The organism is Dyella sp. CR10 (assembly GCF_055814425.1).
In genome coordinates this window covers 3,398,478-3,410,462 of record NZ_CP185986.1, presented here as the reverse complement: position 1 = coordinate 3,410,462, position 11,985 = coordinate 3,398,478, and the positions used below count along the sequence as shown (strand labels likewise).

The following is an 11,985-nucleotide window of genomic DNA, read 5'->3' as shown; positions in this document are numbered from 1 at the left end:
TGCCGTCCTGCGCGGCGCGACGCGGTGCGACACGCGGTACTGCACGCGATCGGATGTAAAGGGCGGGCCCTGCGCCTGGCCATTCATCTCTCGCAGGCTGGCGCGGAAATCGATGTCGCGCGCCTGGTAGCCCGGCGTGCTGTCGTTGGCGAGATTGGAGGCGGGGACGCGGGTCCGTTCGGCGCGCAGCTGCAGCCCGGCGGGATGGACGCCCAGGGCCTCGGAGAGATGCATTCCCATCGGTGCGACGTGCCTGGTTGAGTTTTCGGCCGGGCGGATGGTACGCAGCGCGTTTGCGGCGCTTGAGGAATCAAAAAGGAACCTGAGCCTCTGCGCGTGTGGGCGACTTCTATACTGCGTGGCCTGTTCGACGGAAAGTCTTCGGAGAGTCCACGGCGTTCTCGCGTATACACGCACATACATACGCCGCTGATCGTTTCGGTGCTCGCCGCGTGCACGGCGCCGTGGCCGGCGACGCCGAGGCGCTGGTGGCGCGAGCCGCACGCGCCTGGCTCGCCGATTGGACGACGCGCGGATCGACGTATCGGTGTTCCCGAACAGGCGCCCGGCGCCGCGGTGCGGCCAGGCAATGAAGGTCGCTGCGGTCGATACCTCGCAGCCATTGCGCCTGCGCTTCGCGGCGCTGCCTCAACGGGGCGACGGAAACCTACACGGTTCGCGCGACAGTGCACGCCAAGATTTACGCGGCATCGACGGCGATCGCGGCAGGGCGTGCGATCGGCGAAGGCGAGCTGCGGCGTGTCGATGCGGATGTCGCCTTGACGCCGGATGCCGTGCGCGATGTCGCCGACGCCGTCGGGCAGGCCAGCCAGCGTCCGCTGCGTGCGGGGCAGGTGGCGCAGACGCGCTTCCTCACCGCTGGCGAGGGCGTCCGACGGGGACAGGCGGTGCGAATCGTGTCGCAGCGCAGCGGCTTCGAAGTGGCCATGGCGGGCACGGCCATGCAGAAAGGCGATAGCGGCGCGACGGTGCGCGTGCGCAACGACGCGACCGGCACATCGATCCTGGCGCGCGTGGTCAGGCCGAGCGAGGTCGAGTCGGCGCTGGTTGGCGCCGCGCGGGCGGATTGACGCGGACGTCATGGGAGTCGCTGACGCGGGCGCGCGATCGACGTAACATCCCGCGATCGTTCTCATCCCCGCCGGCATCCCCGCCGATCACTCTGGAGTCGTCATGGCCTATATGTGGATCAAGAGTCTGCACGTGCTGTTCGTGATGGCCTTCGTCGCGGCAGTGTTCTACTTGCCGCGGATACTGGTGAACATCGCCGAAGCGGGCGACGACGAGGCGGTTCGCGCGCGGCTCGAGCTGATGGGGCTGCGCCTGTACCGGTTCGGCCACAGCATGTTCGGCATGGCGGTGCTGTTCGGCGTGACGCTGTGGCAGGGCTGGCGCCTGTTCCCCGGGACGCTGCCCAACTTCGGCGAAGCCGCATGGCTGCATGCCAAGCTGACCCTGGTCGTACTGCTGCTGGTCTATTACGTGTGGACCGGCCGGCTGGTAAAGCGCAGCGCCAAGGGCGGCACGCTGCCCGGTACGCGCGCCCTGCGCATCATGAACGAGCTGCCGGTATTCGTGCTGCTGGGGATCATCTTCCTGGTGATCGCCAAGCCGTTCTGACGGAAGCTGCTTCGGCTGTTGGGGTTCGCTGTGCTCACCCCGACCAATGTGATCCTGGGGATCAGGCGAGGCCGTGGTACTGGCGGTACCAGGCCACGAAGCGTTTGACTCCTTCTTCGATCGACGTGCCTGGCGCATAGCCCACGTCCCGGCGCAGCGCGGAAACATCCGCCCAGGTATCGGGCACGTCGCCCGGCTGCATCGGCAGCAGGCGCTTTTCCACCGTGCGGCCCAGGTGCTGCTCCATCAGCTCGATGAAGCGCAGCAGCTGCACCGGCTGGTCGTTGCCGATGTTGTAGACGCGGTAGGGCGCCTGCGAGGTGCCGGGATGGGGATGCTGCGGGTCGTACGACGGATCGGGCTGCGCGACGTGGTCCAGGGTGCGGATCACGCCCTCCACAATGTCGTCGATGTAGGTGAAATCGCGGCTGTGGTTGCCGAAGTTGAACACATCGATCGGCTCGCCGCGGCTGATGCGGTCGGCGAACAGCATCGGCGACATGTCCGGGCGGCCCCAGGGGCCATAGACGGTGAAGAAGCGCAGGCCCGTGGTCGGCAGGCCGAACAGGTGGCTGTAGGTGTGCGCCATCAGCTCGTTGGCCTTCTTGCTGGCGGCGTAGAGACTGACCGGGTGATCCACCGGGTCCTCCACGGCGAACGGCAACTTGCGGTTGGCGCCGTAGACCGAGCTGGACGAGGCGTAGACCAGATGCTCGACGCGGTGATGCCGGCAGGCCTCGAGGATGTGTGTGAAGCCGACCAGGTTGCTCTGCACGTAGGCCTCGGGATTCTGCAGCGAATAGCGCACGCCGGCCTGGGCGGCCAGGTTGACCACGCGCTGCGGCTGGAAGATTTCGAAGGCGCGGTTGAGAGCGCCGGCGTCGGCCAGGTCGCCGCGCAGATGGGTATAGCCCGGATGTGCGGCGAAGCGGGCCAGCCGGGCTTCCTTGAGGGCGGGGTCGTAGTAGTCGTTGTGATTGTCGATGCCGTAGACCTCGTCGCCGCGGGCGAGAAGGCGCTCGGCGAGGGCGGCGCCGACGAAGCCGGCGGTGCCGGTGACCAGGATGCGCATGGGGCGGTACTCGGAAGGAATCGCGCGAATTCTATCGGCAGCGGCGTTTCGGGCGCCCGCTGAATTGACACCGGCGCGGCGCTAAACTAGCGTTTCGTCCTTCCCGTCGATCGGAAACAAGGTGGCCCGCGTCCACAGCGCCGGCCGAGCGTGCGACATGACAACTACCAAGCGCCATCACTGATCCCGCCACGCCTTGTGAATTCCGCAAAAGGGCGCGTGGCGCCTTTATTTTTGCCCGCCGTCAGGGCGGGCAAGAGCAAAACCGGCCATCCATGGCCAGACTTCTCAATAAAAGCAGGCCCTCTCTCAGGTACTGCCACCAGGTATTCCCCATGATCGAAATCACGCTACCCGACGGCAGCAAGCGCCCCTTCGACCACCCCGTCACGGTGCAGGACGTGGCCGCCTCCATCGGCGCCGGCCTGGCCAAGGCCACCCTGGCCGGCAAAGTGGATGGCAAGCTGGTCGATGCCGGCTACGCCATCGACCATGACGCCAGCCTCGAGATCGTCACCGAGAAGAGCCCCGAGGCGCTGGAGATCCTGCGCCACTCCACCGCGCACTTGCTGGCGCAGGCTGTGCAGCGCCTGTATCCGGGCGCGCAGGTCACGATCGGTCCGGTGATCGACAACGGCTTCTACTACGACTTCGCGTATGAGCGTCCCTTCACGCCCGACGATCTGGCGAAGATCGAGGAAGAGATGCACAAGATCGTCGGCGAAGCGCTGCCGGTGACGCGCAGCGTCAAGTCGCGCGACGACGCCGTGTCGTTCTTCCGCGGCATCGGTGAGGAGTACAAGGCCGAGATCATCGAGAGCATTCCTGCGAACGAGGAACTCTCCCTGTATACGCAGGGCGAGTTCACCGACCTGTGCCGCGGCCCGCACGTGCCCAACACCGGCAAGCTGCGCGCGTTCAAGCTGATGAAGGTGGCCGGCGCCTATTGGCGCGGCGATTCCAACAACGCGATGCTGACGCGTGTCTACGGCACGGCCTGGCTCAACGACAAGGATCTGAAGGCCTACTTGCACCAGTTGGAAGAGGCGGAGAAGCGCGACCACCGCAAGATCGGCAAGGCGCTGGACTTGTTCCACCAGCAGGAAGAAGCGCCGGGCATGGTGTTCTGGCATCCCAACGGCTGGGCCATCTGGCAGGCGGTGGAGCAGTACGTGCGCGGCGTGTACCGCTCCAGCGGCTATCAGGAGGTCCGTGGTCCGCAGATCATGGATGTGAGCCTGTGGAAGAAGTCCGGCCATTGGGACAACTACCAGGAGAACATGTTCTTCACCGAGTCGGAGAAGCGCACCTACGCGCTCAAGCCGATGAACTGCCCGGGCCACGTGCAGATCTTCAACACCAGCTTGCACAGCTACCGCGATCTGCCGGTGCGCTACGGCGAATTCGGCGGCTGCCACCGCAACGAACCCTCCGGCGCGCTGCACGGGATCATGCGCGTGCGCGCCTTCACCCAGGACGACGGTCACATCTTCTGCACGGAAGAGCAGATTGAATCGGAGGTCACGGCCTTCCATCAGCAGGCGATGAAGGTGTACGGGGACTTCGGCTTCGAGGACATCGCGCTCAAGATCGCGTTGCGCCCGGACAAGCGCATCGGCAGCGACGCCGTGTGGGACCGCGCGGAAGATGCCCTGCGCGCCGCGCTGCGTTCGGCCGGCGTCCGGTGGGAAGAGCTACCCGGCGAGGGCGCCTTCTACGGCCCCAAGATCGAGTACCACATGCGCGATTCGATCGGTCGCGGCTGGCAGGTCGGCACCATGCAGGTGGATTTCATGATGCCCGAGCGCCTGGGCGCCGAGTACGTGGACGAGCACAGCCAGCGGCGCCACCCGGTGATGCTGCACCGGGCCATCGTCGGCTCCATGGAGCGTTTCATCGGCATCCTGATCGAGCATCATGCCGGTAACCTGCCGGCCTGGCTGGCCCCGGTGCAGGCCCAGGTGTTCAGCATTACGGACGCCCAGGCTGACTACGTTCGCGAGGTGACGCAAGCCCTTGTCGACAAAGGTTTCCGGGTCAAGGCCGATTTGCGCAACGAAAAGGTCGGCTATAAAATCCGCGAGCATACGTTGCAGAAGGTCCCGTACCTGCTCGTGGTCGGCGACCGTGAGAAGGAAGCAGGGGCTGTTTCCGTGCGTACACGTGCCGGTGAAGACCTGGGCAGCATGCCGCTGGCCGCCTTCATCGAGCGCCTGGAGGCCGAGACGCGGCGCTGAACGCGCCGTCCGGCCAACTTTCAATTCTTCTGGAGGATAGTGGTATCGCTACCACCGACACTAAGGGCAACCGCCGTAACCATGAGATCCGCGTTCCGCGCGTGCGCGTGATCGGGCCGGATTCGGAGCAGTTGGGCATTCTGACGCGCGACGAAGCCCTGCGCATGGCGGAGGAGGCCGGGTTGGACCTGGTCGAGATCCAGCCCAACGGCGACCCGCCGGTCTGCCGCATCATGGATTACGGCAAGTTCAAGTTCGAAGCCCAGAAGAAGGCCCAGGCGGCCAAGAAGAAGCAGAAGCAGGTCGAGATCAAGGAAGTGAAGTTCCGTCCGGTCACGGACGTGGGCGACTACCAGATCAAGCTGCGCAACATGCTTCGCTTCCTGGAAGAGGGCGACAAGGTCAAGGTCACCATCCGCTTCCGCGGCCGCGAAATGTCGCACCAGGACCTGGGCCAGAACCTGGCCAAGAAGATCCAGGAAGATGTCGGCGAGAACGGCGTGGTGGAGTCCTTCCCCCGCCTGGAAGGCCGCCAGATGGTCATGATGATCGGCCCCAAGAAGAAGTCCTGAGGGGCGGGTTCGCGGTCGGAAACGGCGGCCTCCGGGCCGCCGTTTCTTTTGCCGGGCGAGCCAGGGGCGCCAGGGGCGGTGCAGGGCAGGCTGGCCTCGCTTCCCGGGCGCTGCGGCGCTGGCGTTTTCCCGGTGTCCTGGCTATACTCGCCCGTTCGGCCCGCCAGGAAGGGCCGTGAACCGATCGTGGCAGGACGGAAAGAGCGGCTTCAGGCCGCCGCCAGATCAGTCAGAAACTTAAGATACGGAGCATTTCCATGCCCAAGATCAAGACCAACCGGGCGGCGGCGAAGCGTTTTCGCAAGACCGCTTCGGGCAAGTTCAAGGCCGGTCACGCCTTCAAGTCGCACATCCTGACCAAGAAGTCGACCAAGCGTAAGCGCAACCTGCGCGCCACCAATCACGTCAAAGCTTGCGACACCAAGGGCGTCGCTCGCATGTTGCCGTACGTCTAAGGCGGAGGACTGAACCATGGCTCGTGTCAAGCGTGGCGTTACCGCCCGTCGTCGTCATAAGAAGATCATCGGCCGTGCGAAGGGCTACTACAACGCCCGTCGCAAGGTATTCCGCGTAGCTAACCAGGCCGTCATCAAGGCCGGCCAGTACGCCTACATCGGCCGCAAGCAGAAGAAGCGCCAGTTCCGCGCCCTGTGGATCGTGCGTATCAATGCCGCCGCCCGTCAGTTCGGCCTGTCGTACAGCCGCCTGATCAATGGCCTGAGCAAGGCCGGCATCACGGTCGACCGCAAGGTGCTGGCCGACATCGCCGTGCACGACATCAAGGCTTTTGGCGCCATCGCGGAAAAGGCGAAGGCCAGTCTGGCGGCATAATTTGTGCGCTCATCCTTGATCGCCAAGATCAAGGAGCGGTCATCCATGGCCGCACTCTTCAAGAAGAGCGAACATCCGCGGGGAGGAGGCCTGAACGCCTCCTCCCCGTTTTCGTTTGTCCCTGCCGTACACACAGGAACCGCACCGATGGACGACCTGGAGACCCGGGCCGCGCAAGCCCAGGCCGATATCGATGGAGCCGACACGCTCGAGGCGCTCGAAGCGCTGCGCGTGGGCCTGCTGGGCAAGAGCGGCATCGTCACCGCGGCGCTGAAGACGCTCGGCGCGCTGCCGCCGGAAGAAAAGAAGGCGCGCGGCGCGGAAGTGAACCGCATCAAGGAGCGCCTCGCCGACGCCCTGGCCGCGCGCAAGCAGGTGCTGGAGCAGGCCGAGCTGGATCGCCGTCTGGCGTCCGAAACGCTCGACATCACCCTGCCGGGCCGCGACGGCGAGCGTGGCGGCATCCATCCGATCACCCGCGCGCTGGAGCGCATCGCCGCCATCTTCGGTCGCCTGGGTTACCAGCGTGCCGACGGACCGGAGATCGAGGACGACTGGCACAACTTCGAGGCGCTGAACTTCCCGCCGCATCACCCGGCGCGCGCGATGCACGACACCTTCTATTTCGGTGACGGCCGCCTGCTGCGCACGCATACCTCGCCGGTGCAGATCCGCGCGATGCAGGGACGCCAGCCGCCGATCCGCATCATCGCGCCGGGCAAGGTGTACCGCAGCGATTCGGACCAGACGCACTCGCCGATGTTCCACCAGATCGAAGGCCTGCTGGTCGATGAGACCTCCAGCTTCGCCGACCTCAAGGGCACGCTGGCGGAGTTCATCCGCGCGTTCTTCGAGCGCGATTTCGAGATGCGCTTTCGTCCCAGCTACTTCCCCTTCACGGAACCCTCGGCCGAGGTGGACATCCGCTGGGACGCCGAGGACGGCAGCACGCGCTGGCTGGAAGTGCTCGGCTGCGGCATGGTGCACCCGAACGTGCTGAAGAACTGCGGCATCGATCCGGAGCGCTATACCGGCTTCGCCTTCGGCCTGGGCGTGGAGCGCTTCGCGATGCTGCGCTACGGCGTGTCGGACTTGCGCGCGTTCTTCGAGAACGATCTGCGCTTCCTCAAGCAGTTCGCTTAAGAACAAGGCATCGGGAACAGGCAATGTGAAGGGCGGCCATTCGCGTCGCTCTCCTTGGCCAAGTCCTCCCGGTTATTGCCATGCGCTTTTCCGATTCCTTATTCCCGATTTCCTATTCCCGGATCAAACCATGAAATTCTCCGAGAACTGGCTGCGCGAACTGGTCGACATCAAGGCCGACCGCGCCGCCCTGGCCCATGCGCTGACCATGGCCGGGCTGGAAGTGGAAGAACTCACGCCGCTGGGCGAGCACCTGGCCAGCGTAGTGGTGGCCGAGATCGTCGGCGCCGAGAAGCACCCGGAAGCTGACCGGCTGCAGGTGTGTCGCGTAGATGCGGGGCAGGGCGAGCCGCTGCAGATCGTGTGCGGCGCGCCGAATGCCCGCGTCGGCATCAAGGTGCCGCTCGCCATGGTGGGCGCCGAACTGCCGGGCGATATCAAGATCAAGGCCGCGAAGCTGCGCGGAGTGGAGTCGTTGGGCATGCTCTGCTCGGCGAAGGAGCTTGGTATCGACGCTGATGCGTCCGGCTTGCTCGAACTGCCGGCGGATGCGCCGGTGGGCCAGCCGCTGGCCAGCTATCTGGGGCTGCCCGATGCCAGCATCGAGCTGAAGCTCACGCCCAATCGCCCGGATTGCCTCGGCCTGGTCGGCCTTGCGCATGACGTCGCCGCGCTGTTCGGCAGCCACGTTCGCGTGCCCGCGCAGGCCGACGCGCTGGTGACGGGCGAGGCGCGTCGCGGCATCCGGCTCGAGGCCGGCGCGGATGCGCCGCGCTATCTCGGCCGCATCATCGAAGGCGTGGACCCCAAGGCGCGCACGCCGCTGTGGATGGCCGAACGCCTGCGCCGCGCGGGCCTGCGCCCGATCAGCGCGATCGTGGACGTCACCAATTACGTGATGCTTGAGCTGGGCCAGCCGCTGCATGCCTTCGATAACGACAAGCTCGAAGGCGACATCGTGGTGCGCCACGCGCGCGACGGCGAAGCACTCAAGCTGCTTGACGGCTCGGAGGCCAAGCTCGATGCCGGCTTCCTGCTGATTGCCGACGAGCACAAGGCGCTGGCAGTGGCGGGCGTGATGGGCGGTTTCGATTCTCGCGTCACCGACGACACCCGCAACATCTTCCTGGAAGCCGCGCATTTCGCGCCGGCGGCGATCATGGGGCGTGCGCGCAAGCTGGGCATGCATACCGACGCTTCGCATCGCTTCGAGCGCGGCGTCGACCCGGCCTTGCCGCATCGCGCGCTGGAGCGTGCCTCGGAACTGCTGTTGTCGATCGCCGGGGGCAAGGCCGGTCCGGTGCTGGCGGCGGAGAATCCTGCCGACCTGCCGACGCCGGTGCCGGTGGTGCTGCGCCGTACGCGACTGAAGCGCGTGCTCGGCCTGGAGGTCGCCGACGCCGAAGTTGCGCGCATCTTCGGTGCGCTCGGCATGGCGGTGGAGTCCATCGCCGATGGCTGGCGCATCACGGCGCCGACCAGCCGTTTCGACATCGAGCGCGAGGAAGACCTGATCGAAGAGGTCGCCCGCATCTACGGCTACGATCACGTTCCCACACATACGCCCGCCGGCGCGCTGAGGCTGGCCACCGAGGCCGAAGCGCGCATTCCCGAGCTTGCGCTGCGCGAACAGCTGGCGTCGCGCGGCTACTACGAGGCGGTCAACCTTTCGTTCCTTTCCGCCGAGCTGCTCGCGCGCTGGGGGCTCGTGGAGAACCTGGTGCCGCTGGCCAATCCGCTGTCGGCCGACCTTGCGGTGATGCGACCGTCGCTGCTGCCGGGGCTGGTCGAGGCTTTGCGCCACAATCGCGCGCGCCAGCAGGAGCGCGTGCGCCTGTTCGAGCTGGCTCGCGTGTTCGGTGCCGGCGATCCGCCGGTGGAGACGCCCAGCCTGGCCATCGCGGCCTGCGGGCCGGCGCGCGCCGAGCAATGGGGCGAGGCGGGCCGGCTGCTGGATTTCTACGATCTCAAGGGCGAGCTGGATGCCATCCTCGCGTGGGGCGGCGAGCCGCAGCGCTGGTCGGTGCATGCCGATGGCTTGCCGGGCTGGCTGCATCCGGGGCGCGGAGCGCGTGTCGTTCGCGACGGCCGCACTGTCGGCTACCTTGGCGCGCTGCATCCCCAGCTCGCCAAGGCCCTGGACCTTGGCCCGGACGTGCACGTCCTGGAGCTCGCGCTGGAGCCGCTGCTGGCCCACCGACTGCCCAAGGCGGTCCCGGTCCCGCGCTTCCCGTCCGTGCGCCGCGACATCGCGGTAGACCTGCCCGAAGCGGTGGCCTGGGCGGAGGTCGAGCAGAGCGTTCGTGGTGCCCTCGGGGCGCTCCTGAAGGAGCTGCGGCTGTTCGATCGCTACAGCGGAAAAGGGGTAGAGACCGGCCGAAAGAGTCTCGCTATGGGCTTGATTTTGCAGGACGCTTCACGCACGCTTACCGACGACGACGCGGATCGCTGCGTGCGAGAGGCAGTCGCTGCGTTGGAGACTTCATGCAAGGCAAGATTGCGAGGATGACATGGCGCTGACCAAGGCGGAGATGGCCGAGCGCCTCTTTCTCGAGGTGGGCCTCAACAAGCGCGAGGCGAAAGAATTCGTGGATGCCTACTTCGAGGTAGTCCGCGAGGCGTTGGAAAAGGGCGAGCAGGTGAAGCTGTCGGGTTTCGGCAACTTCGACCTGCGTCAGAAGAACCAGCGCCCGGGACGCAACCCGAAGACCGGCGAGGAGATTCCGATCTCCGCCCGTCGCGTGGTGACGTTCCGGCCGGGGCAGAAACTCAAGGTGAGAGTGGAGAGCTATGCTGGACCAAGGGAATAACACCGAGCTCCCGGCCATCCCGGCCAAGCGTTACTTCACCATCGGTGAGGTCAGCGAGCTGTGCGGCGTGAAGCCGCACGTGCTGCGCTACTGGGAGCAGGAGTTTCCCGCGCTCAATCCGGTCAAGCGTCGCGGCAACCGCCGTTACTACCAGCGCCACGACGTGCTGATGATCCGGCAGATCCGTGCGCTCCTGTACGACGAAGGCTTCACCATCACCGGCGCCCGCGCCCGGCTGGAAGGCCCGCAGGCGCGCATGGAATCGAGCATCTCCCACCAGATCGTGCGCCAGGTGCGCATGGAGCTGGAAGAAGTCCTGAGCCTGCTGCGCCGCTGAGCGCGCAGGCGTCTTGTCTTTCGCAAGTCCTGCCCTAGCTGCTAGACTTGCCAACTTGCCGTAGCGTCGGGGCGTAGCGCAGCCTGGTAGCGCATTTGCCTGGGGGGCAAAGGGTCGTCGGTTCGAATCCGGCCGCCCCGACCAATTCGGCCATCTAATCAGTGAGTTGTGGTTGGTGGAAAGCTGTATTGAAGCTTTCCACCCTATTACCACCCTAATCTCACCCTATCTTTTGAGCGAAAGTCCCACTTCGACATCGGTCCACGGCACATCGTGGCCGCCGAGATAGAGGTCCGTCATCGCCTCATCCGTGTGCGTCAGCAGCTCCTGCACCTGCTTCTTCGACCACCCAGCCTCACGTAGCATCGCCGCGCCTAGGCTGCGGATCTCGTGGAAGGTCGGCGGGCTATCAGCGTCGATTTCCGTCCGCTCCTTGGCCGCCTCATCGCGCGCATCGGCGAAGGCCCGGGTCAGCTGCTCGGGGAGCACCTGGGTGTGGTGCTGGCGATCCTTTGCCCGATTCTCCTTCGCGCGCGCACGCTCTGGCAGGCGATGGATCAGGAAGGGCGACACCACATTGTCCCGGCACCGCGCCACGATCGCCTCCAGCGTGGGGCTCATCTTGATCTTCATCCGGACGCCCGTGGTGCCCTCGGTTTTGCTGGGCACAACCCACAGCGCACCCTCGCGGATGTCGGTGAAGCGGATCGTGACGACATCCTCGCGCCGCAACAGGGTGACTAGGCTGGCATCCATCGCGTTCTGAAGCCACGGCTCGGCCTTCGACCAGATCGCCTCATAGACTGCCCAGGTCAGGCGCTGGCGTTTCCGCTTGTGGACCGCCTTTCGAGTTAGCAGGGCAGGATTGGCCTCGATCCAGCCATCCTCCACGGCACAGGCGAAGACCCACGACAGCACCAGGCGGAACTGCTGCCGCGAGCGCGGCGAGTCGGTGACCTCCTTGATGAAGTCGGCACAGTCCCGAACGGTGAATGCGGCCACCTCCTTGTCACCGATCCCCTTCTCGATACGCGACAGAACGCTCTCGTAGACCGAGGCCGTCGACGGTGCCCAGGTGCGCCCGGGCATGTCCTCCGCACGGAATACCCTGATGGCGTCGGCAATGGTCTCGCCCTTGGCCACCACCCGTTCCACGAGATCGTTGCCCTTGGCCAGCAACGCGTTCAGCTTCCTGGCCGCCTCAAAGGCCCGCGCCTTGTCCTTCCCCATCCAGGTCTCTTTCTTCGTGACCGGGTGCCGGTACTTGAACCCGTCCCGATTGGGGTACAGGTTGGGCGGCCAGCCGGCCCGGGCCTTGGATCGAACGCGTCCCATCATTGGA

At 65.8% G+C, this 11,985-nt stretch carries 12 protein-coding genes and 1 tRNA gene; 11 read left to right on the top strand and 2 right to left on the bottom strand.

The window, feature by feature from the left end; translation table 11 throughout:
• Positions 1 to 599 precede the first annotated feature (599 nt).
• Positions 600 to 1,091: a flagellar basal body P-ring formation chaperone FlgA gene (gene flgA / locus ACNR9O_RS15405; protein WP_473700791.1), complete on the top strand. Its 492-nt coding sequence runs from the start codon at positions 600 to 602 to the stop codon at positions 1,089 to 1,091.
• Positions 1,092 to 1,194: 103 nt separating this feature from the next.
• Positions 1,195 to 1,641 (top strand): CopD family protein, encoded by a 447-nt coding sequence (locus ACNR9O_RS15400; protein WP_473687299.1) that lies wholly within the window; start codon positions 1,195 to 1,197, stop codon positions 1,639 to 1,641.
• Positions 1,642 to 1,702: 61 nt separating this feature from the next.
• Here ACNR9O_RS15400 and ACNR9O_RS15395 read toward each other — a convergent pair whose 3' ends face one another.
• Positions 1,703 to 2,713: an NAD-dependent epimerase gene (locus tag ACNR9O_RS15395; RefSeq protein ID WP_473687301.1), complete on the bottom strand. Its 1,011-nt coding sequence runs from the start codon at positions 2,711 to 2,713 to the stop codon at positions 1,703 to 1,705.
• Positions 2,714 to 3,048: 335 nt separating this feature from the next.
• Here ACNR9O_RS15395 and thrS point away from each other — a divergent pair, with 335 nt between their 5' ends.
• The 9 genes from thrS to ACNR9O_RS15350 all read left to right on the top strand — a co-directional run bounded on the left by thrS (position 3,049) and on the right by ACNR9O_RS15350 (position 10,787).
• On the top strand, positions 3,049 to 4,950 hold the full coding sequence (gene thrS, locus ACNR9O_RS15390) for a threonine--tRNA ligase (RefSeq protein WP_473687303.1): 1,902 nt from the start codon (positions 3,049 to 3,051) through the stop codon (positions 4,948 to 4,950).
• 44 nt (positions 4,951 to 4,994) lie between these two features.
• Positions 4,995 to 5,522 carry a translation initiation factor IF-3 gene (gene infC / locus ACNR9O_RS15385; protein ID WP_473700790.1) on the top strand — a complete coding sequence of 176 codons (528 nt, stop codon included), beginning with the start codon at positions 4,995 to 4,997 and terminating at the stop codon, positions 5,520 to 5,522.
• Positions 5,523 to 5,779: 257 nt separating this feature from the next.
• Positions 5,780 to 5,977, top strand: a complete 198-nt coding sequence (gene rpmI, locus ACNR9O_RS15380) for a 50S ribosomal protein L35 (protein ID WP_026635107.1) — start codon at positions 5,780 to 5,782, stop codon at positions 5,975 to 5,977.
• Positions 5,978 to 5,993: 16 nt separating this feature from the next.
• Positions 5,994 to 6,353, top strand: a complete 360-nt coding sequence (gene rplT / locus ACNR9O_RS15375) for a 50S ribosomal protein L20 (RefSeq protein ID WP_026635108.1) — start codon at positions 5,994 to 5,996, stop codon at positions 6,351 to 6,353.
• A gap of 147 nt (positions 6,354 to 6,500) precedes the next feature.
• The gene (gene pheS / locus ACNR9O_RS15370; protein WP_473687306.1) at positions 6,501 to 7,496 is read left to right on the top strand and encodes a phenylalanine--tRNA ligase subunit alpha; all 996 of its coding nucleotides are present in this window, start codon (positions 6,501 to 6,503) and stop codon (positions 7,494 to 7,496) included.
• A 130-nt stretch (positions 7,497 to 7,626) separates the two neighbouring features.
• Positions 7,627 to 10,005 (top strand): phenylalanine--tRNA ligase subunit beta, encoded by a 2,379-nt coding sequence (gene pheT, locus ACNR9O_RS15365; RefSeq protein ID WP_473687308.1) that lies wholly within the window; start codon positions 7,627 to 7,629, stop codon positions 10,003 to 10,005.
• 1 nt (position 10,006) lies between these two features.
• On the top strand, positions 10,007 to 10,306 hold the full coding sequence (ihfA, locus tag ACNR9O_RS15360) for an integration host factor subunit alpha (RefSeq protein ID WP_026635111.1): 300 nt from the start codon (positions 10,007 to 10,009) through the stop codon (positions 10,304 to 10,306).
• The gene (locus tag ACNR9O_RS15355; RefSeq protein ID WP_026635112.1) at positions 10,287 to 10,643 is read left to right on the top strand and encodes a MerR family transcriptional regulator; all 357 of its coding nucleotides are present in this window, start codon (positions 10,287 to 10,289) and stop codon (positions 10,641 to 10,643) included. The genes ihfA and ACNR9O_RS15355 overlap by 20 nt, the downstream gene beginning before the upstream one ends.
• Before the next feature lie 67 nt (positions 10,644 to 10,710).
• A tRNA-Pro gene (locus ACNR9O_RS15350) sits at positions 10,711 to 10,787 on the top strand.
• 81 nt (positions 10,788 to 10,868) lie between these two features.
• Here ACNR9O_RS15350 and ACNR9O_RS15345 read toward each other — a convergent pair.
• On the bottom strand, positions 10,869 to 11,981 hold the full coding sequence (locus ACNR9O_RS15345; protein WP_473687310.1) for a tyrosine-type recombinase/integrase: 1,113 nt from the start codon (positions 11,979 to 11,981) through the stop codon (positions 10,869 to 10,871).
• Positions 11,982 to 11,985: the final 4 nt, after the last annotated feature.